Raw genomic sequence first — 22,550 nt, 5'->3', positions numbered from 1 at the left:
CCTTTTTTTATGACAACCAAACTCATTTAAAACCATTTGGATTTTGCTTTTGCCAGTTCCAGCTGTCCGCCAACATATCTTCCAGCGTATATTGCGGCTGCCAACCGAGCTCAGCTTGCGCTCGCGAAGCATCTGCATAAAATGCTGGCAAATCCCCGGCTCTGCGCTCCGCAAATTCGGTTGGAATCTGAATCCCATTCACTTTTTCAAAGGTTTCTTTAATTTGTAGAACTGAAATTGGTGTACCTGTTCCAATATTCCAGGCCCGACAACCGTGACTGTTTAACCGATTGGTGACCGCCAGCACATGGGCTTTCGCTAAATCCACTACATGGATAAAGTCCCGCTCACAAGTGCCGTCTTTGGTTGGATAATCATGACCAAAAATAGAAAGTTTTTCACGACGTCCCACAGCGACTTGAGTCACATACGGCATCAGGTTATTCGGAATGCCTTGCGGGTCTTCCCCAATCTGTCCACTCTTATGGGCACCGACCGGATTAAAATAACGCAGTAAGGCAATCGACCATTTTGTATCTGCCAGCGCCATTTTTTCTAGCATCTGCTCAATGATCAGTTTGGTATAACCATAATTATTATTCGGCAAACTCAGCGGCATGTCTTCCTGATAAGGAGATGGATTCAGCTCACCATATACCGTTGCAGAGGAGCTAAAGGCCAAGGTAAATACGCCAGCTTTCTCCATTGACTTGAACAATTGAACACTGCCAGCAATATTATGATCAAAATATGCCAAAGGAATTTGCTGGCTCTCTCCCACTGCTTTTAAGCCAGCAAAATGAATTACGGCATCAATCTGATGATTTTGAAAAACAGGGTCCAGTTCATGGGCATGGCGAATATCACCCTGTATAAATACCAGGCTTTTATTGGCCAGTTTTTCGACACGGCGTAAAGCCTCTTCCGAGCTATTGGATAGATTATCGAATACCACTACCTCATGGCCTGCATCCAATAATTCTACACAGGTATGCGAACCGATATAGCCAGCCCCGCCGGTGACTAAAATCTTAGCCATCTGTTTTTCCTAGCAATATTTTAAGCAAGCCTTGGGTTGATGCATCAAAGCTAGATAGATCTTCCTGCTCACGGTTAAGAATCGGCAACAGCTGATTGGCAATTTCCTTGCCTTTTTCAACGCCCCATTGATCAAAGGGATTGATATTCCACAATACCGATTGCACAAACACTTTATGTTCGTACATCGCAATCAGCATCCCCAAGCTATATGGATTCAACTCTTTGAGTAAAATGGTTGAACTCGGCTGATTGCCTTCATATTGCTTATAGGCAGGTAGGCCTTGCAGTTCATCTGCCGCCAAGGCCTGATTACCAAAAGCCAGCAGGCGTGACTGGGCCAGACAGTTGGATAAGGCCAGATGATGTTGCTCGACTAAGGCTTCGGCACTTTCTGCATAGGTAAACTGATTAGCGTTATAACGTTTGACCGGAGCAATAAAGTCACAACTGACCGAATGGGTACCTTGATGCAACAACTGATAGAACGCATGTTGCGCATTCGGCCCCACTTCACCCCACACAATTGGACACGTCACTGAACTGACCTTTTCGCCATTGCGCTGGATGGATTTGCCGTTCGATTCCATTTCCAGTTGCTGCAAATAAGCGGCAAAATACTTGAGCCGTCCGTCATAAGGCAGCACGGCGTGGGTCTGGATATCGAGAAAGTTATTATTCCACGCCCCTAACAGGCCCATTAATACCGGAATATTCTGTTCAAACGGCGTCGTCTGGAAATGTTGGTCAATGGCGTATGCTCCGGCCAAGAATTGCTTAAAGCCTTCCACGCCAATGGTCAGTGCAATTGGCAGACCAATACACGACCATAATGAATAACGGCCACCGACCCAATCCCACAGTAAAAGCTGCTTATCCGCTGCAATACCCCATTCGGTCATTTTATCCGGTTTGGTCGATACCCCCACAAAATGATTCTTGAGGATTTTTTCATTATTGCCTAAGGCTTTCTCTAGCCATTGACGTACGGTCTGGGCATTGGAAAGTGTATCAATGGTCCCGAACGACTTGGAAGAAATAATAAATAAGGTGGTTTCAGGGCGCAGCTGATGCAACAACCCGGAGAGCTGGCTGCCATCCATGGTTGAAACAAAATGAATATCTAAGGGCTTTGCCGTTTTGACCTTAAAATCTGAAAGTGCATGCGTGACCATGAGTGGACCAAGATCTGATCCACCAACCCCAATATTCACCACATCCTGAATCACTTCACCCGTTGCGCCACGACATTGGCCGGCATGAATTTTTTCAACCAGTGCATACATTTGCTCAAGTTGCGCTTGGACCGCCTGATTCACGACGGGCAGCGTTGGACTAGATTTAGGCAGACGTAAGGCCCAGTGCATCGCAGCGCGTTGTTCCGTGTAGTTAATCTGCTCACATGAAAATAGACGTTTAATCCATCCATCCAGATCCTGCGCATGCGCCAGATCCACCAGCTGGCTTAAAACCTGCTGATCAATCCGATGTTTACTAAAATCAAAAACAATCTGGTCATACTCAGCGGAAAAACGTTTAAAACGTGCCTCATCTGCTGCAAACAGGGTATTCAGATGCAGGTCTTTAAATTGTTTCTGTAAAACCGCTAACTGTTCTACCACCGAAGTCTGTTCCCTGACCGGAAAAGGATGTATCTGTTTTGTCATCTTTAACGCCCCACTCCCATATAGGCAAAACCTTGTGCTTTTACATAGTGCGGGTCATAAATATTGCGACCGTCTAAAATTAAGGGATGTTGCATCAATTGATTTAACTGTTTGAAATCCGGACTCCAGTATTGTTTCCAAGCCGTTAAAACACATAACCCATGTACGTTGTGTACAGCTTCATATTGATCATGATGCAACACCAGATCACTGCGCTGTCCGTACATCAGCTCGATTTCATCCAGCGCCTGCGGATCATGCAGATGAACGGTGACACCCTGCGCCCACAAGGCGGCAAGCATCTGATGGATTGGAGAATGTTGAATGCTGGAGGTATTCTCCTTAAAAGAAGCACCCCAAATTGCAACAGATTTTGCTTGTAAAGCGCCGTGGTAGTAATTCCACAACTTACGGAACAGGATCTCTTTTTGTTGCTCATTGATCTCCCAGACCTGGGCAAGCAACTGGCTTTTCACCCCGGTATTGGCAACGGTATTGGCAAGGGTCAAAATGTCATGCGAGAAGTTTTCCCCGCCAAAACCGGCACCAGGTGCCAGATACGCCGAGCCGATACGACTGTCTGCAGACATGCCCTGCCGTACCGAGGCAATATCAATTCCGAGTTTTTCAGCCACCACGGCCAGATCATTAATATAACTAATACGGGTCGCCAACATGCCGGAAATACTCAGTTTGGTAAACTCGGCATCCAGTATCGGCATAAATAGATATTGCTGTTCTAAGGGAAAAAAGGGTCTGAGCAACTCTTTGACCTTGACCTGCACTGCACTGCGCGTACAGCCGACTATCAGCTGTTTCGCCTGAGTCAAGCTCTGTAAGGCATTACCTTCCTGCATGGTATCCGGCAAATAGACCCAGTCATCATCCGACAAGATCTGCTGGAACTTTTCAGTTCCGCGTAAACCAAAGGTTGAGGCATTGATCATCAGTTTTGGATGAATGATCGGACGTTGTTTCAGCGAGTGCAACAGTTGAAAAACCTGCTGCTCCTGCGTCTGGTTAAAACTGAACAGATAGGCATCGATATCTAGCGGAATACTGGCTAAATCGCTATAGCGCAGAAAACCCGTAGTCAGCTGTTTTTCGAGTAAATGACTGACATTTTCATCATGAAAGGAATATTGCTGATCATCCGCTTTGGTATCGAGCTGTGAGCACCAATACACCAGATGCCCCGTTTCAGACAATAATGCAGACATCACGCCTGCATATAAGGTATTGCCAAAGATTGCAACTTTCATAACATGCTTGCCCTCAATGATTACAGGGCCAATTCCTTAATCAGGCCCTTAAACTCTGCGCCCAGTTTTGGATGCTCAATCCCATAATGTAACACAGCTTTTAGATAACCCAACTTGCTACCACAGTCGAAGGTCTGACCTTTCATGCGATACGCCTCAACGGTTTGTGCCTGCTGTAAAGTGGCAATCGCGTCCGTCAACTGAATTTCATTGCCAGCACCGCGTGGGGTATTTTCTAGCAGTTCCATGATCTCGGCAGGCAGAATATAACGCCCAACCACCGATAAATTCGAAGGTGCCGTACCGACTGCCGGTTTTTCTACAATGCCCTGCATCACAATACTCTCACCTTCATTCGGTGAAATCGCAACATCCACAATCCCATACTGATCAACCAGATGATCGGGCACAGCCTCCACCATGATTTGTGCAGCTTGAGATGCTTCAAAGCGTTGAATCATCAAGGACAGATCATTTTCAGAGGTTGCATTTTTTACTAACACATCAGGCAAAAGCACCGCAAAGTCTTCATCGCCGACAATATCTTTTGCACAAAGTACCGCATGACCAAGGCCCAAAGGCTGTGGCTGACGCACACTCACCACGCTGACATGTTTTGGCAGAATGTCAGTGATTTCTTTGAGCAAGTCGAATTTCTTTTTTTGCTCTAACGTCGTTTCCAGCTCAAAATTACGATCAAAATAATTTTCAATTGATGCTTTTGAAGAATGGGTGACCAGAATAATTTGTTCAATTCCCGCTTCAACTGCTTCACGTACCACATATTCAATTGCAGGACGATCAACAACGGTCACCATTTCCTTTGGAATCGATTTACTTGCAGGTAGAAAACGTGTCCCCAGACCTGCAACAGGTAAAATTGCTTTTTTGATCATTACTTTCTCAGATTAATTCACTCTAACTTCGCCGCTGCGCTTATAGCCATCTACATAATGTTCAAGCTGGGTTAAGGCCCAGTCAACATCATGATCGATTGCTGTCATCTGACTGATTTTACCAAAGACTTCCTGAATTTCGTCCAATGCAAAATGTTTCTCAAAGGAACGTAGGATACGGGTATGTTCAGTATATTCGGTATTGTCCTGATCAATCAGCAGTTCTTCATACAGTTTCTCGCCTGGACGTAGGCCACTATAGGCAATTTCAATATCACCATCCAGTGAACCATTTTCTCTCACTTTTAAACCGCTGAGCTTGATCATTTGGCGCGCCAGATCCTGAATTCTGACCGGTTCACCCATATCCAGCAGGAATACATCCCCGCCAGAACCCAAGGCACCTGCCTGAATGACGAGCTGTGATGCTTCTGGAATGGTCATGAAGTAACGGGTCACCTCAGGATCAGTCACCGTAATCGGACCACCTTTGGCGATCTGTTGCTTAAACAGTGGAACAACCGAACCGGAAGAGCCCAATACATTACCAAAACGAACAATACTGATTTGGGTAGCAGGTTTGGTTTCAGCCACGGCCTGACAATACAGCTCAGCCATACGCTTTGAGGCCCCCATCACATTGGTCGGACGTACCGCTTTATCGGTTGAGATCAGCACAAAAGTTTCCACGCCTTTTTTCACGGCAGCATTTAAACTGTTTGCGGTACCAATGCTATTGTTCTTCAATCCCGCAATCGGGTTACATTCAACCAAAGGAACATGCTTATAGGCCGCAGCATGATAAACCGTCTGGATATGGTATTGTTCAATAATCCGTTCAAGTTTTTGCTGGTCCTGTACCGTTCCCAAAATTGGAACAATTTCACAGGTAGCTGTCTGTCTTAACTCTTTATCAATATCATATAACGCAAATTCTGTTAGCTCATACAGCACTAACATCTTAGGTTTATTTTTAATAATTTGACGGCATAGCTCAGAACCAATTGAACCACCCGCGCCTGTCACCATGACCACCTTATTCTGGATATTTTTGGCAATCAGATGTGAAATCGGTGGCACCGGATCACGCCCTAATAAATCGATAATATCCACTTCCTGGATATCTGAAACCTGGATTTCGCCATCGACCAGACGGGTCAACCCAGGGAGTTCGGTAATTTTTAAACGTGCGCTTTCAAACTGATGAATAATTTCTGTTTTGCGCACCCGCCCCACTGAAGGCAACGCCAGTAAAATTTCATCGATACGGTCTTTCTTAAACCGTTGTAAGGCTTTTTCAACCGAATAGACCTTTAAACCACCAACTGTCTGTCCTTGCAAAGAAGCATAGTCATCAATAAAGAATACCGGTAAATGGTCATCTGAACGGTGCAATGCCGCAGCAATTTGCTGACCTGCATCACCGGCGCCATAAATCGCAATGCGTTTCCGCCCGATTTCGGAATAATAAGATGCCTTAATCATAAAGCGAATCACTGCACGGCTGAGCCATACCCAGGCAAACATCATGAAGCCATACATGAATGGAATCGACATCGGGATATAGGCTGGCGTAATCACATTTAGGATGTACAAGGTGGCCATGGTTAAGGCAACCGCAATCGCCAGCTTAACGATAAAGACTTCGTTAAATGTCCGTACAATAAAATGATAAACGCCGGTGAGCGCCAAACTTATGACCGTAATCAGGCTAACCAGAATAATCCCGTGATCAATACCTGGGATAATGTCCGCGCCTAAATCAAATAAACGGATGACATAGCACAACCATAAAATTACGGGAAAAGCTAATGCATCCAGAAAAATCAGGAAAAATTGTTTATATAATCTTGGCGCAGAGGCAAATTGATGAATAATCTTTTTCACAGTGATCTTCTAATGATCCATTTTACAGTTTGATCTTTATACGCATTTCTGACAGAACTAGAAATGCCTTTTACATATTGATTACACAATCATAAGGGCCAGAGTTTGAAACCTTATCACACTCTTTCCCTTAGTTCTTGAGCTATCAAATCGCGCCTATTACATGCTGAATTGCGCTAATAGTTTTATCGATACTCTCTGTACTCAGTGTTGGATGGACCAAGAACATCAAACTGGTCTCACCCAGTTGCTGGGCATTTTGTAAGCGCTGTTCAGGGCGCCATGGTGTGCCATCAAAGGCATGTTCCAGATAGACTTCCGAACATGAACCACTGAAACAAGGCACATTTTGCGCATTAATTTCCTGCATGATGCGGTCACGTGACCAACCTTCAGGCAATGCAGCTAAATTGACTTGGACATAACATTTATAGTGGGCATGTACATAGTCATCCGAAGGCAAGTGAACAGTAAAATAAGAAGAACCTTCAAATGCCTTTAAAATTTTCTCTGCATTTTCAGTGCGTTGTTGTGTCCACTCTGCCATACGCGTTAACTGGATACGACCAATCACGGCCTGCATTTCCATCATACGCCAGTTTGTACCAAATGAATCATGCAACCATCGGAAACCTGGCGGATGTTGCTTGTTATAAACGCTATCATAACTTTTGCCATGATCTTTATAAGACCACATTTTCTTCCATAGCGTTTCATCATTGGTGGTGACCATACCGCCTTCACCACCGGTGGTCATAATTTTGTCCTGACAGAATGACCAGGCTGCAATATGCCCAATCGAACCAGCCGGTTTGCCTTTGTATTTGGCACCATGCGCTTGGGCACAGTCTTCAATGACATACAGCCCCTTTTCTTCAGCAAGCTGCATGATCGGGTCCATATCACACATCCAGCCCGCCAGATGCACACAAATAATCGCTTTGGTATTTGGTGTAAGTACAGCTTCAATAGTACGACGTGAAATATTCTGTGAATCCAGTTCTACATCGGCAAAAACAGGATTGGCGCCCGCTGTCACAATCGAGCTGGCTGAAGCTAGGAAGGTCCGTGAAGTGACAATCACATCATCGCCCGATCCAATGCCTAAGGCTTTTAAAGCGACATCCAGCGCAACGGTACCATTGGTTAAAGCCACTGCATATTGAGTACCGGCAAATGTTGCAAACTCTTTTTCGAATTCCCGGCATTCTTGCCCGGTCCAGTAATTTACTTTATTGGAAAGTAATACATTTTTAACTGCGTCTGCTTCTTGTTGGGTAAAACTTGGCCATGGTTCAAATGCAGTATTTAACATTATGATTTCCTAATAAAAAATATGTCTTACTTTCTTTCTAAAATTCTTGCTGGATTACCGACCACGGTTACGCCAGCAGGCACGCTTTTGGTCACCACCGCGCCCATACCTATGACAGCGCCTTTACCAATCACTAACGGCTTATCGGGGGTGCCCTGTTTAATCACGGCTCCTGATCCGATATAGGCATGATCTTCAATATGAATATTGCCATTACATTTGACACCTGGTGCAAAAGTAACGTAGTCGCCGATCACACAGTCATGTTCAACATAACTGTATAAATTAGCATGAAAGCATTTGCCGATTTTTATGTTTGATGTAATTGAAACAAAAGGGCTTAATGCAGCACCTTCACCTATCTCAATATTGTCCATCATGACCGTATTATCCGCTTGCACAGTCCATAAGTGAATGGCATCCATTAAAAGCTGATTGGCGATTTTTTCACGAATCTGACTATTCGCAATTGCGATCAATACATATTTATTGTCAGCATTTAAATTTTTAAAGACCTGATAATTGATAGCCTTATGGCCATTAATAATTTTTTCTTCTTGTAAACTATCATCAATAAAATAAATTTCAGCTGTACTATTCAAGCGCTGTAACTGTTGTCGTGCCACAGGCATTAAACTGCGACCACAGCCTGACGCGCCATAGATCGCATAGATCGATTGGCTCATTCCTTTTCTTCCGCTGGGGTACCTGTAAACTTTGTCATCGTCGCTTCACCGGCTTCATTGATATCATCTTTGGCTATGACCTTCTTCACCGTCTGCAGCATGATCTTAAAATCTAACCATAGCGAACGGTTTTCCACATACCAGGTATCCAGTTTAAACTTCTGTTCCCAGCTAATCGCATTCCGGCCATTGACCTGAGCATGTCCAGTCATACCGGGACGGACCTCATGGCGTTTGGCCTGCTCTTTATTGTACAGCGGCAGGTATTCCATCAGTAATGGTCGCGGGCCTACAATACTCATATCACCTTTGATCACATTCCAGAGTTCAGGCATTTCATCTAGACTGCTTGAACGTAACATCTTGCCAAAAGGGGTTAAACGCTCACTATCCGGTAATGGATTGCCTCGCTCGTCAATTGCATCTTTCATGGTACGAAACTTGATCATTTCAAAGGGCTTACCATGCAAGCCTGGACGAACCTGACGAAACAAGACGGGTGAACCCAAATTCTTTTTTACTTTATAGGCTACATAGGCATATAAAGGTGAAAGCAGAACTAATGCAATTGAAGCAATAATGATATCCAGTAGTCGTTTCATGAGTTATCCATTATTTAAAGACAATATTTTCAAGTTTTTCTGCAATCATAGCGTACTCTAAATGTTGTAATACAAACTGTTTACCATTTGAACCTAACTGTTGGCGCTGTTCAGCAGTTAAATTATATAATTGTTGTACAGCTCCTACGATTGCTTCAGGATCTTCGGCCTCAATGGTGATCCCAGCTTGAGCTTGCTGAACAATATCCCCCTTACCAGAAAAGGCATGGATAATGGGTTTACCTGCATATAAATATTCAGGTAGTTTATTCGGTGCTATTCCAAATCGATAAAGAGAATTTTTCTGCCAACCAATATAACAAATATCAAACTGCTCAAGCATGGACTGAATTTGTTTCTTTGGAATTGCATCTATAAACGTAATGTTCTGTAATTTCAAAGATTGAACTTTTTTTATTAAGTTTTCTTTTTCCTTTCCTGAACCAACAAGAACAAAATGTAACTGCGGATTACTGGAAAGGATCTTTGCTGCTTCAATAAGGTCATCTATAGCATTAGCAACCCCAATAGTTCCTGTATATCCAATAATAAATTTATTTTGAGGTAACTGACTGAGTGTCTCCGCATTTAAAGGTTGCTTTTGAGAAACCTCTTCTAAAGATACACCATTTGGTATCCAATGAAACTTACTACTATCTAGACCTCGGGTTTGCATATGTTCAACAGCATTATATAAATTTGAAAATACATAATCAGCTTTTTTATAAGCTCGATCCTCAACCCATTGCATGAACTTTATAAATGGATGTTTTGATGAATGTCCACCTAATTCCATTAAAGTTAAAGGCCAAATATCTCTTACTTCAAAAATAAAAGGAACCCTAAATTTATTTGCGAGATACTTAGCACCCAGATAACCAATAAGAGAAGGAGATGAATATAAAATTACATCTGGCTTGGCTGTAATTACGTTTGAAATATTACGTAAAAGCCAAGAGAACTTAAACCAGTTTAGTACACGTTGTTTGCTATGCGCTTCCTGATATTCAGGTAAATTGACCCATACAAATGAGAAATTAGGAATAATTTCCTCAATAAAATACTGCTCGTCAAACTGCTTTGGATTACGTAACAGATGACTATATCGACCAGCAATCACATAAACTTTGTGGCCTTTCTTTGCTAGCTCCTGGGCCAGATAATAATGTCGACCACCCATTGCTGTTTCTGGCGTTGAGCTATATTGATTAATAAACCAGAATACTTTTTTATTTTTCATCATTTCAAATATCCAGAATACTTGAATAGAAATTCAATAGTTTATTTTCTTCAATGTTCCAATTATATCTCTCCAAAACTGCTGTACGCCCCTGCTGTCCCATCAATCTAGCCTCATCAGGATGATTAACATAATAATCTATAGCTTGAGCAATTGCTTCGGGTTTTAAAGGATCAACACAGATCCCACATCGTGCGTTATCTATAATAGAACGCCATAAAGGAAAATCTGATGCAATTACGGGTATCCCTGCACACATATATTCAAACATTTTTACGGGTAATGAATCTAAATAGCTACGTGTTGGATGTAAAACGACTAAGCCCGCTACTGATGAAGCTAAGGTTTTTCTTATTTCATCTCGTCCTACATAACCTAAAAAATTAACCTTTTTCCAACCTTCCATTTCACTTACGAATTGTTCTAACTTTTTATCTGCAAAATCTCCTGCAAGAAACAAATTCGTATTACTATCTGCTAAATTAATTGCATGAACCATTTCTACAATTCCACGCACATCAGCCAAACCACCAATATAGCAAACTTGATTTTCTTTTGATGTATCTATAGAAATAGAGCTAAACTCCTCTAATTTCGGATAATTATTAATATCAAGTGTATTTTTATTAATTTTAAAAAATTTATCTCGGATAAAAGGAGTTGCGGCCACAACTCCATCCAATTTTGCACACGCATATTTTTCATAAGTTTTAACAAAAAAAGCAATAATTTTTTTAGAAACAGCATTCAAATAATGTTTCGACATAATTTGATTAGGAAGATCCTCATGTGCATCAAATAAAACTTTTTTCCCATATTTTTTTAATTTTAAACCTATAGGTATAAGTTCAGGATCATGTAAATGATATATCTCTGCATCTAAAGCAAGTGCTTGTTCAAATACAGCTTTAGGAGCATTAAGAATACGATTCTTACGTCCATTAAATTTACCAACATCTAAAATATTAACTTTATCTTTAACTTCATTTCCATTTCCATCAGCCACGATTAGATAAGTATCATAGACATGAGCTAAAGAGCAACATTGTTTTACAAAAATACGAGTATCAAAACGTGGATGAGCTGATGTTAAATGTGCAACTTTATAAATCATTTTTAACACTCGACTTTCTTAATAAAATTAATAAAATTATAGCAAATATCAATCCATGAGTTAACAAAACAGTTAATAAGTCAGAGGATATTAAAACTGTTCTCAATGGTGTTATTACAATACATAAGGTAAACCAAAGATAACCAACTTCCTGGGAAATTTGATTAATTACTTTTAATATAAATAAAAATAAAAAAGTATAAATGGCTACTCCTATAACACCTGCTTGAGCAAATCCACTACTAACAAAGCCATTATTAGCCCTTAACTCATCACTACCTAAATAACTACCTACTGTTGAAGGAATACCATTCGGATATACAGCAGGGCCTATAAAAGAGAAAGTATTCGTCCAATACGCAAAAGGATTATTAGAAAAAAAATCGAAATAAACAAATGTTAAATAATTAGGAACAAAAAATATCCGACGTACTAGCATAGAGGCTAAAGTCGCATTCTCATTATAGATGTATAAACCCATACACATCACAATTAAACTAGAAAATAGAAGCGGAACCGTTGCTAAAGAACGAGTTTTACTTAAATAAAAATATATCCCGAAAACTAATAAGGGAGAGAACAAAACAGACTTATGAGCTGAAACACCATAAAAGAAAACTTGCAAAACCAATAAAAAAATAAACAAAAAATACTTTTTCTTCATTAATGAATAAGCAATTAATGCTAAACTAAAAACTTTCAGCACCCAAGAGTTAAAATAAGACAATACTCCTAAGTTTGTTAATTCTGCATTTTCATCCCTAAACTCATAAACTTTTGACACATCCAAGTTAAAATTAGAAACAGCTCCTGAAACAAAATACCAAGCAACTAAATAAAAAATCATAAACAAACAAAATGTTTTGAAAATTATTTCACCATTAGCTATATATGGATAAACAACTTTTTTATCTGATAATCGTATTTTCAAACCTAAATATAAAACAAAGTAAACTAAAAAATTTACTAATATCGGATAAAAACTATAGTTAGAATTAAATCCATACAAGGTAAACAAAGGAATTAAAATACAAAATGCGAATATCACTAAAACATAGTCAGAAACTTGCTTAAGCAGATTTGGCGTGAACATTATCAAAATAATTGTTAGAACATACGAGGTAATATAATTAAATACGGTAAAGTTCAGCTCAAAGCCGGCATAGCTAAATAAAGGACTGACAAATTTAAAGTATGACCAATCTAAACAAAATTTATAAAAGATTGAAATAACTAGAAAGAAAATCTTACTTTCAATTATGCTTATAAAATTTATTTTCATAAGGCAGACACTACTTTTTCATAAAAATTCTTTTGTACTTCATTTTTTAACTCTGAGTTATGCCAAAGTAAAACAAAGTTACCTTCAGTTTCTCTACATCTTTCAATAAGTGTTTTTACTTTATAAAAGGTAGACTCATCGGCAAGACGCATATTCATATAAGTTGTTAGAGTCCCATCCATTACTATTAAAGGAAAAACTCTAATACCAATAGTTTCATTTTTCAATGGATCGAAAGGATAATAGCTATGGCTTGTGCCACATCTAAAACCAATTTGCTCAGCATATCCAAGAGTACTATCATAATCTATACCAGCCTCAACCAAGTTATTCAAAGTCTCAGGATATTTAAATCTTAAATAGTGCATTCGTCCACCAATGTATTTTAAGTTACAAGGTAATACTTTTTTTAGTTCAGTCACCTCTTTAAATATTTGACTACTATCCAAATAACAAGAATAACTTGGATGAAGACCAACAAAATGATTTCTATTAAGTATATTATTAACAATATCTCTCATTTCTATAGATGCGATATTGTAATTTCCATCATATTTACTATTTCCTCCACATATGAAGTAAAAATTACTCTTCAACCCATATTTATCAGAAATATCCATCAACCAATCGAAAGTATTATATGGGTCGGAAATAGGTATTTTTTTACTAAAGAACTTTGAAAAACTATTAATAAAATTTGATATTTTCCTTTCTCTTATAAAATCTATAAAAACTGATCTTAAAAAATTTTTATTATTTGAAAAGTAATAACGTGCGGGTCTATCTATATCATGAGTAATATATGGTTTATATACTTTGTTTTTTAAAAAAATTTTTTTATTAATCTTATTGATAGTTTGTTTAAGGACATCCAACCATTGATCAACAATTGGATATTCTATATAATCATATTTACAAGCATGAGACTGATTATATGTAAATCTTTTATGCTCATCAACAGCAGGATTATTAATTTCTTCAAGTCTATTTAAGCTCCAAAAAACTAATCCTAATATATCATATCCACAATAAACAACATCATCATGGAATTTAAAAATATTTTGCACACATAAACCTGGCGCATATAAATCGCATTTTAAAATATTTACAAAACCCTCTGATTCTGGGCTCCAACGCTTACAATTTAAACTTGAAGCTCCTAATTGATGAAAATCAGAGTTCAAATTATGGAATATAATTTTACCACTTTCATTCTGAAAGCTTAAAATAAGCTGATTTCCATTAAAATCTAATTTTAAAGGAATACCAAAGCGCTCATCTAGTAAAGCTTCAAGCCAAATAATTTTTTGCTCAGTAAAAAGTGACATTTTAAATAGACCCTTATCTATATCTAATTACTTTTGCTGGATTACCTACTACGATTGCGTAAGGAGGAACATCTTTTACTACAACTGCGCCAGCTCCTATTACAGCTCCTTTTCCAATATTGACACCTTTTAGAATTGTAACATTAGCTGCAATCCATACATCATCTTCGATAGTAATTGGCGAATAAGCATGTGGTTGTTTTTTCATTGGAATGCCATTATTTTCCATTCCATGATCTCTTCCCCAAACAACTGTTTTAGGGCCTATCATTACATCATTGCCAATCGTAATCTCTCCCAATAAATGACACCCGGCATTCATATAAAAGTTGTTACCGACAGTAACTAATGGTGTGCCAGATATACGACAATAAGGCTCTATTTTTGCTGTACCCCTAAAACGTATATTAGAAAAAACAGTACTATGATAGATAATAATCCCTTTTCTTCTTAGGAGAATTCTTTTAACAAACAGTACTACTTTCTGCTTAAAACTCTTCGCCATGTTGCAGCAATTCCTCTAGGATATTTTAGTAAATCGATAAAAAAAGGTTTTAGATCTTTAGTATTGAAAACAGCAAAAAAACGTCTATTGTTGGGAAAAACATTCTTTATAAAGAGTTTTAAGTAACCCCAACGAGAAATTAAGTTTAATAGCTCATGTTTCATATAAACGAAATGTATAATTTCTGTTCTTTGTTGCTCATATTTTTTAACAGGTAAGCCATTTGCATCATTCCATTGTGTATATTGTAGTTTTACATTAGATAAATTACCCACTCTATGCCACATCATTGAGCGTAAGTTAATTTCCATAAGCTTATATTTTCCATCTCTTCGGTCATATTTAAATTCTGGCTCAGCAATACCATATAAATTCAAACCATTTAAAAGCTTACGTCCCTGCTCAATAATCACATCTGGAGCTTCATTACTTGCACTTGAGAAAACCCCAAAAGCATCAGGAAATTGAGTTAGTTTTTTCCCTACCCATTCATTCAGTATTTTGCCATTCTTAGATCGATAACCTGTATAAGCATAGATTAAGGTATCATCTCCTGGTACAACCTCAGAAACCAAGAAGTCAATTCCTTTACTTATAAAGCCTATAATTTTCTGTTTATTTCTTTCAAAATCACTATAATTTTCTATATAAAGACTACGAAATACATTTGTAGTTATATCTTTACGTGTATTTGGTTTTATAATAATTGGGAAAACCAGATTTTTTATATGAATAAAATCATTTTCACTACGAATTTCCTCAGTTTTAGGGTAAGGCACTCCTAATTTTTCACAGAATTGATATTGTATAGTCTTATTTAAACTTGCTTTAAGGTTTTCTGTATTAAATGGTAAAAAACAAAAATCACTAATTTCATTACTTAATGCTAGCAATAACTCCAATTGTATATCGTCCGTAGGATAACAAACAATATAATCAAATTTTTCTTTTAACTGTAATAATGCTTTTTTTAAACTATCACAAGTTTTTTCAATAGTAGTTACACCAGATATCATATTACTAAATCGAGTTATAGAAGTACCATAATCAAATACCCAAATATCATTCACTCCCTCCTCTTTGAGCTCTCGGAGAATTGAATATGCATTAATATATCCACCAAGAATTAAAGCACAAGATTTTTTCTGATTATTAACGATCACACACTCTCTCCTTTAGACACGTTATTTAATATATACAATAAAATCAAATAGTTAATAACCATCAAAAAAACCCATACTTTTAGAAAAAGAGTAAAATCCCAAGCAAAATACTTAGCACTTAGAATGGATAACATTGAGATAATTAAAAGAAAAATTTGCCAGATTAAAGATATTTTCTGTTTTTCAAAAATACTATTAGTAATTGTAACTACTGCTACTACGAAACGAACTGCAAAAAAAGGAATAAGAATTTGTGCATATTCTCCTGCAACCCCCCATTTATCACCAAAAATAAAAATAAAAACAGGTTTTATAAAAAAGTATGCTGGAATAAAAATTAAAAAACTAAGTAAAGATAATTTTTTAACAACACTTTTGAATATATTATTACAATGCCCTAATTCATTTTTTTGCGTATTAGCTTGGTTAAAGTATACTTGACTAACTGCAGTGCCTATTAAACTCGAAGGCATGCCCATTACTCTTTGAACAAGAGAATAAAACCCTAATGTTGCTAGAGAATAAAAACTTGATATCAGAATACCCAATAACTGATATGACAATGTATTTGCCAGAATTGCCCCAGTTGAATATTTTGGAAAATCCTGATATTTCACAGCAACCTTCTTCATTTCATTTACATTTATGGTTTCAACAACATTATGCTTCTGTAATATTGATCTCAATAACTTATAGTTACTCATAACTAACGAGAGGAATTGTCCTACTATTAGCCCTGTAGCACCTTTGTGTAAAAAACCAACACCTACTTGAATGCTACTAAGTACGAGAGATTTATTCACATTAGCGACAGCTATATTTTTATAAAGCTTCATTCTAGTATTAAAATAATTTAATACATTAAAACAACCTATAAAAAAAATTGAAAAAGGTACCAAATATAGCCAATACTTAATATCTACATTTCCAAGAAGCAATACAATTTGATCATTAAATATTAAGACAACAAATAAAGAAATTATAGAAATGATAGTTGTAATTAAAAATCCAACTGCTGCAATATTTAAAGCCTCACTATCATCTTCAGGTAAAATAATTGCTAGCTCATATCTTCCACTTACAATAGATCCTAAGATAGTTGTCAAAGCTACAAATATAGCTAACACACCAAAATCATTTGGTGTGTATAGCCTCGTTAAAACAGGTGTGATTGCAATAGGTATAGCTTGGGCGATACTACTTCCTGTCAACAATATTAATATATTGCGAGCAAATGAACTCTTAACTTTAAACATAAATATTTAAAACTTTTCAATGATTTTTACAATATCATCTTTCACTAAGTAAGGATGCATTGGCAAGCTCATAACTCTTTCCGCAATTTCATCACCGACGGGCAAACTTACGCTTGTATCGGCCACTGCAGGTTGTTTATTCAAAGGAATCGGATAATGTACAGCCGTTGGAATCCCTTGAACTTTTAGTTTTTCCTGAACATCTGCACGATTATCAACCTGAATCGTATATTGTGCCCATGCACTGGTGTTATGTGGCTCAATATATGGCGTTGTCTGGATACCCGCCTGATTAAATAACTGGTTATAAACTTCAGCTACTTTTTGACGTGCCTGCATTTCATCATCCAAAATTTCTAGTTTTGGTAACAAAATCGCAGCCTGAATGGTATCTAAGCGACTATTCACGCCGACACGGATATGATGGTAACGCTTATCTTGCCCATGACGTGCAATCTGACGAATTACTTTAGCCAACTCATCATCGCTGGTAAAAATAGCCCCGCCATCGCCATAACAGCCTAATGGCTTACTTGGGAAAAAGCTGGTACAGGCAACTGTACTTAAATTACAGCTTTTACGACCTTTGTAAGTTGCACCAAAGCTTTGTGCCGCATCTTCAATTACCGGAATACCGTACTTTGCAGCAATCGCGTTGATTGCATCAAAGTCAGCACACTGACCATATAGGCTCACCGGAATAATGGCTTTTGTGCGAGGAGTAATCGCTGCTTCCAGTTTTTCAGCATCCAGATTATAAGTTTTAGGGTTAACATCCACGTAGACTGGCTTCGCACCTAATAAAGCCACTGTTTCCGCGGTCGCAATATAAGTGAACCCTGGTGTGATTACCTCATCACCTGGACCAATACCAAATGCCATTTGTGCAATTTGCAAGGCATCGGTTCCATTGGCGCAGGTAATACAGTATTTCGCACCGACATAGGCAGCCAACTTTTCTTCCAGCTCAGTTACTTCTGGACCTAAAATGTATTGACCATGCGTCAATACATTTTGAATACCGGCATCAATTTTATCTTTAATTCGATGTTGCTGTGCTTTTAAATCAATAAAGTCAATCATATTAACCTTGCTTTGTCAGTGTCGTTCCATCAAGTTGGTAAACTGCGCCTGTATGCGAACAGGTCACTTGTGCCTGTCCTTGCAAAGGAAGATCCAGCTGCTCACCAAACTCACTCATCCAGCCAATTTGTTTTGCAGGTACACCCACCATCAGTGCATAAGCAGGGACATCTTTATTCACGACTGCACCCGCCCCAACAAAAGCATATGCGCCGATTGTCACACCACAGACAATGGTACAGTTCGCGCCTAATGTGGCACCCTTTTTCACCAGCGTGTCACGATATTGATCTTTACGCTCTATCAGCGAACGCGGGTTATACACATTAGTAAAGACCATGCTCGGCCCACAGAATACGCCTTCTTCCAGAACGACATTATCGTAAACCGATACATTGTTCTGGACTTTACAATGGTCACCAATAATGACGCGGTTACCCACAAATACGTTCTGACCCAGAGACACGCCTTTACCGATTTTGGCGCCGCCACAGACATGCACAAAGTGCCAGACCCGTGAATCTTCACCAATTTGTGCGCCATCATCCACTATGGCCGTTTCATGTTGATAAAAGCTCATGCTTTTTTCACCTTTGCCAATAATGGATGAGGATTTTCCGGATTTTCAACAATTGGAGAAACACGGATCACTTCAACAGTCTCAATTGCTGCACGGTTTTCTTCAACCCCGTAACCTTTACCTTCCAATACACGCTGGTAGCTTTGGGTATGAAGATCGGTAAAGCCGCCTGAAAACTCAAGTTCTTCATTTTCAATGGTAATACTGCGATAAGTCAGTTTTTCACCTTGTACTGCATTGTCCGGAAGGTTATTGGCATCAATCGACAGGAACCAACGTACACGCGCCCGTTCGTATTCCAGATAACCTGAAGCCGTTTTTTCATCGCGGAAATGCACTTCATTTTTAACAATCTTGCCAAAAATAAAATGCAGCATGTCATAGAAATGCACGCCGATATTGGTCGCAACCCCACCCGATTTGTTGTCTACCCCTTTCCAGGATTTTAAATACCATTTACCACGAGAAGTGAGATAAGTCAGGTCAACATCAAATACTTTATCTGCCGGTGCAGCTTGAACTTTATCGCGCAGGGCAATAATAGACGGATGTAAACGTAACTGTAAAATTGAGTTTACCTTGGCACCATATTGCTTTTCATATTCAGAAAGCATATTTAAATCTTCTGAATTCAGTACCAATGGTTTTTCACAAATTACTTCAATACCGTTTTTCAACGCATATTTCATGTGAGGGGCATGTAGGTAGTTAGGTGAACAGATCGCAACATAATCCAGCTTTTCACCTTTTAATTTTTGGTCTTCTACATAGGCTTCAAATTCTTCAAATTCAGTAAAGAATTCTGCTTCCGGGAAGTGACTGTCCATAATTCCGACAGAGTCATTTACATCCATGGCTACAGCCAAAGTATTGCCTGTTTCTTTGATTGCTTTCAGGTGGCGAGGTGCGATATATCCAGCCGCACCGATAAGAGCAAATTTTTTCATCGTTTCACTTCTTTTCAATTTTTAAATTATAGACGGAAGACTGTAAAGCCCTGTTCAGTCATGCTGATACGGTCAAATAAACCTTTGACATCGGCAAGAACAGGTTGATTACTGCGCACATAGCTTTTTAGCTCGGCTGCAGACAAGTTACGGAATTCATTATGTCCCACCGCAACAACCAGTGCATCGACCGGATGTTCTGCATTGACCTGACCTAATTCAACTCCATACTCATGCTTGACTTCGTCAGCATCTGCCCACGGGTCCGCAACGACCACTTGAGCACCCCAGGCTTCGAATTCTCTAATCAAGTCCGCGACTTTACTGTTACGGATATCCGGGCAGTTTTCTTTAAAGGTAACGCCGAGTACGCCTACTTTTGCACGAGGCACATCAATACCATTTTGTAGCATACGCTTGATGGTATTACGCGCGACATAGCGTGCCATATTGTCATTAATACGACGACCGGCCAGAATGACCTGTGGATGGTAGCCTACTTCTTCCGCTTTATGGGTTAAATAGTATGGATCGACACCAATACAATGGCCTCCTACCAGACCTGGACGGAATGGCAAGAAGTTCCACTTACTGCCAGCAGCTTCAAGCACATCTATGGTATCAATACCCAAACGATCGAAAATCACCGAAAGCTCATTTACCAAGGCAATGTTTAAGTCACGCTGTGTGTTTTCGATGACCTTGGCTGCTTCTGCAACTTTAATACTTGATGCTTTATGGGTACCCGCAGTAATAATGCTGGCATAAACCGCATCTACTTTATCTGCAACTTCGGGCGTACTACCGCTGGTGATTTTTTTAATCTTGGTTAAGGTATTCACCTTATCGCCCGGATTGATCCGTTCTGGACTATAGCCAGCAAAGAAATCCTGATTAAACTTCAGGCCTGAAATTTTTTCGAGCACAGGAATACAGACTTCTTCGGTAGCGCCCGGATAAACCGTGGATTCGTAAACAACGATATCGCCTTTTTTAATCACCTTACCTAAGGTTTCGCTCGCTTTTCGTAAAGGAGTCAAGTCTGGACGATTCACCTCGTCAACCGGAGTCGGTACAGTCACAATAAAAAAGTTACAGCTTTTTAAGTCTTCTAAATTTGCGCTATAACTTAAGTTTTTTGCTTGACTTAATTCTTCTGGTGAAACTTCCAAAGTATGGTCTTGACCACTTTTAAGTTCATCTATACGTTTTTGGTGGATATCGAATCCGACCACAGGAGTTTTTTTGCCAAACTCAACTGCCAATGGCAAACCTACATACCCTAAACCAATAATTGCTATTTTCAATTCGGCAAGTTGCATCACAATCAGCCTATTCCTTTATAAAGTTTACATCAGTATCAAATGATTTTTTCAGGCCTAATGCTTCACATTAAACGTCGTGCGTACTATAACAAATTTTTTTAGACTCCCTCATTTCAATTGTATGATTGTGTTTACTGAAACTTATCAATCATTCTTATCGCTTTATAAATGAAATCAAGAAAATTTATAAAGCTGAGTCATATACCGGCATCTTCATTATAAGACTTGGAGCAAAAACTGAATAACCTGCTGACAGGCTGTACCATCGCCATACGGATTATGCGCTGCAGCCATTTCAGCATAAATATCAGGGTTTTCAATTAATTCTACTACCGACTGTTCAATCGCGGTGATCTCTGTTCCCACTAAACGCACTGTACCAGCCTGTACAGCTTCAGGCCTTTCGGTGGTATCTCGCATCACCAGAACGGGTTTACCCAGCGAAGGCGCTTCTTCCTGAATTCCACCAGAGTCAGTCAGAATCAGGTAACTACGATTCATTAAGTAGACGAATGGTAAGTAATCTTGAGGCGCAATCAGATAAACATTGTCAATATCGGCCAAAAGCGCGTTCACTGGTTGCTGTACATTGGGATTTAAATGCACCGGATACACAATCTGGATATCCGGATATTTTTTTGCCAGATTCGCTAAGGCCTGACAAATATTTAAAAAACCCTGACCAAAGTTCTCACGACGATGACCCGTCACCAGAATCAGTTTCTTATCTTTCTCGAGAAATGAGAACTGCCGTTGAAATTGTTCGATCAGTGTTTGATCTTGCTCAACCTTTTGTTTGACTTGCAATAGCGCATCAATCACGGTATTACCGGTCACAACAATAGTCGCTGGATTCACATTTTCTTTAATCAGGTTGTCATAAGAGGATTGTGTTGGTGCAAAATGATAATTTGCCAATACCCCGGTTAATTGTCGATTAGCTTCTTCCGGCCAAGGCGAATATAAATCACCTGTACGTAGCCCAGCCTCAACATGCCCTACTTTGATTTTATGGTAATACGCAGCTAAGGATGCGGCAAATGTAGTCGCAGTATCACCATGTACTAAAATCACATCTGGCAGCCATTGTTCAAACACCTGCTCCAGACCTTTAAGCACTCCGGAGGTCACATCAGAGAGCGTTTGTCCTGGCTTCATTAAATTTAAGTCAAAATCAGGTTTTAAACTAAATAGTTCCAACACCTGATCCAGCATCTGCCGATGTTGTCCGGTTACACAGACTCTGGTCTCAAAATCTTGCGAATAGTGTTGTAACTTTAAAGCCAAAGGCGCCATCTTGATCGCTTCTGGCCGTGTGCCGAATACCAATAAAACTTTCTTCATCAAATTCACCCTTTTTATATATGACTTATT

19 protein-coding genes and 1 pseudogene are annotated in these 22,550 nt (G+C 39.1%); all 20 read right to left on the bottom strand.

Annotated elements, in window-relative coordinates:
• Window positions 1-22 precede the first annotated feature (22 nt).
• On the bottom strand, window positions 23-1,039 hold the full coding sequence (gene galE / locus MSG93_RS16520; protein ID WP_324622543.1) for a UDP-glucose 4-epimerase GalE: 1,017 nt from the start codon (window positions 1,037-1,039) through the stop codon (window positions 23-25).
• On the bottom strand, window positions 1,032-2,705 hold the full coding sequence (gene pgi, locus MSG93_RS16515) for a glucose-6-phosphate isomerase (RefSeq protein ID WP_324622542.1): 1,674 nt from the start codon (window positions 2,703-2,705) through the stop codon (window positions 1,032-1,034). Before pgi ends, galE begins: the two co-directional genes overlap by 8 nt.
• 2 nt (window positions 2,706-2,707) lie before the next feature.
• On the bottom strand, window positions 2,708-3,967 hold the full coding sequence (locus tag MSG93_RS16510) for a nucleotide sugar dehydrogenase (RefSeq protein WP_324622541.1): 1,260 nt from the start codon (window positions 3,965-3,967) through the stop codon (window positions 2,708-2,710).
• Window positions 3,968-3,987: 20 nt separating this feature from the next.
• Window positions 3,988-4,863, bottom strand: a complete 876-nt coding sequence (gene galU / locus MSG93_RS16505; RefSeq protein ID WP_324622540.1) for a UTP--glucose-1-phosphate uridylyltransferase GalU — start codon at window positions 4,861-4,863, stop codon at window positions 3,988-3,990.
• Between the two features lie 12 nt (window positions 4,864-4,875).
• Window positions 4,876-6,750, bottom strand: coding sequence for a nucleoside-diphosphate sugar epimerase/dehydratase (locus tag MSG93_RS16500; RefSeq protein ID WP_324622539.1), 1,875 nt, complete (start codon window positions 6,748-6,750; stop codon window positions 4,876-4,878).
• Between the two features lie 145 nt (window positions 6,751-6,895).
• Window positions 6,896-8,065, bottom strand: coding sequence for a DegT/DnrJ/EryC1/StrS aminotransferase family protein (locus MSG93_RS16495; RefSeq protein WP_324622538.1), 1,170 nt, complete (start codon window positions 8,063-8,065; stop codon window positions 6,896-6,898).
• Between the two features lie 26 nt (window positions 8,066-8,091).
• Window positions 8,092-8,751 carry an acetyltransferase gene (locus MSG93_RS16490; RefSeq protein WP_324622537.1) on the bottom strand — a complete coding sequence of 220 codons (660 nt, stop codon included), beginning with the start codon at window positions 8,749-8,751 and terminating at the stop codon, window positions 8,092-8,094.
• A complete protein-coding gene (locus tag MSG93_RS16485; protein ID WP_324622536.1) occupies window positions 8,748-9,353 on the bottom strand; it encodes a sugar transferase in 606 nt (201 codons plus the stop codon). Before MSG93_RS16485 ends, MSG93_RS16490 begins: the two co-directional genes overlap by 4 nt.
• A 10-nt stretch (window positions 9,354-9,363) precedes the next feature.
• Window positions 9,364-10,596, bottom strand: coding sequence for a glycosyltransferase family 4 protein (locus tag MSG93_RS16480; protein WP_324622535.1), 1,233 nt, complete (start codon window positions 10,594-10,596; stop codon window positions 9,364-9,366).
• Window position 10,597: 1 nt separating this feature from the next.
• Window positions 10,598-11,707, bottom strand: coding sequence for a glycosyltransferase family 4 protein (locus MSG93_RS16475; protein WP_324622636.1), 1,110 nt, complete (start codon window positions 11,705-11,707; stop codon window positions 10,598-10,600).
• The gene (locus MSG93_RS16470) at window positions 11,697-12,800 is read right to left on the bottom strand and encodes a hypothetical protein (protein ID WP_324622534.1); all 1,104 of its coding nucleotides are present in this window, start codon (window positions 12,798-12,800) and stop codon (window positions 11,697-11,699) included. The genes MSG93_RS16475 and MSG93_RS16470 overlap by 11 nt, the downstream gene beginning before the upstream one ends.
• 185 nt (window positions 12,801-12,985) lie before the next feature.
• Window positions 12,986-14,317: a polysaccharide deacetylase family protein gene (locus MSG93_RS16465; RefSeq protein WP_324622533.1), complete on the bottom strand. Its 1,332-nt coding sequence runs from the start codon at window positions 14,315-14,317 to the stop codon at window positions 12,986-12,988.
• Between the two features lie 16 nt (window positions 14,318-14,333).
• Window positions 14,334-14,489: pseudogene (locus tag MSG93_RS19290) on the bottom strand (DapH/DapD/GlmU-related protein); the annotation flags it as partial.
• 305 nt (window positions 14,490-14,794) lie between these two features.
• Window positions 14,795-15,985: a hypothetical protein gene (locus tag MSG93_RS16455; protein WP_324622531.1), complete on the bottom strand. Its 1,191-nt coding sequence runs from the start codon at window positions 15,983-15,985 to the stop codon at window positions 14,795-14,797.
• Window positions 15,982-17,241, bottom strand: coding sequence for a lipopolysaccharide biosynthesis protein (locus MSG93_RS16450; RefSeq protein ID WP_324622530.1), 1,260 nt, complete (start codon window positions 17,239-17,241; stop codon window positions 15,982-15,984). The genes MSG93_RS16455 and MSG93_RS16450 overlap by 4 nt, the downstream gene beginning before the upstream one ends.
• 6 nt (window positions 17,242-17,247) lie before the next feature.
• Window positions 17,248-18,324 carry a DegT/DnrJ/EryC1/StrS family aminotransferase gene (locus MSG93_RS16445; protein WP_324622529.1) on the bottom strand — a complete coding sequence of 359 codons (1,077 nt, stop codon included), beginning with the start codon at window positions 18,322-18,324 and terminating at the stop codon, window positions 17,248-17,250.
• 1 nt (window position 18,325) lies between these two features.
• Window positions 18,326-18,904 (bottom strand): UDP-2-acetamido-3-amino-2,3-dideoxy-D-glucuronate N-acetyltransferase, encoded by a 579-nt coding sequence (gene wbpD / locus MSG93_RS16440; protein WP_324622528.1) that lies wholly within the window; start codon window positions 18,902-18,904, stop codon window positions 18,326-18,328.
• On the bottom strand, window positions 18,901-19,851 hold the full coding sequence (locus MSG93_RS16435) for a Gfo/Idh/MocA family protein (protein WP_005228287.1): 951 nt from the start codon (window positions 19,849-19,851) through the stop codon (window positions 18,901-18,903). The genes wbpD and MSG93_RS16435 overlap by 4 nt, the downstream gene beginning before the upstream one ends.
• Before the next feature lie 26 nt (window positions 19,852-19,877).
• Complete coding sequence (tviB, locus tag MSG93_RS16430; protein WP_324622527.1) at window positions 19,878-21,173, bottom strand: Vi polysaccharide biosynthesis UDP-N-acetylglucosamine C-6 dehydrogenase TviB; 1,296 nt, start codon at window positions 21,171-21,173, stop codon at window positions 19,878-19,880.
• 219 nt (window positions 21,174-21,392) lie between these two features.
• Entirely contained in the window at window positions 21,393-22,520 is a 1,128-nt protein-coding gene (gene wecB, locus MSG93_RS16425) for a non-hydrolyzing UDP-N-acetylglucosamine 2-epimerase (protein ID WP_324622526.1), read from the bottom strand.
• Between the last annotated feature and the right edge of the window lie 30 nt (window positions 22,521-22,550).

This window comes from Acinetobacter sp. IK40 (genome assembly GCF_035615075.1).
Lineage (GTDB): Bacteria > Pseudomonadota > Gammaproteobacteria > Pseudomonadales > Moraxellaceae > Acinetobacter > Acinetobacter courvalinii.
Note: the sequence above shows the minus strand (reverse complement) of the source record. Positions and strands in the feature narration are given on the sequence as shown.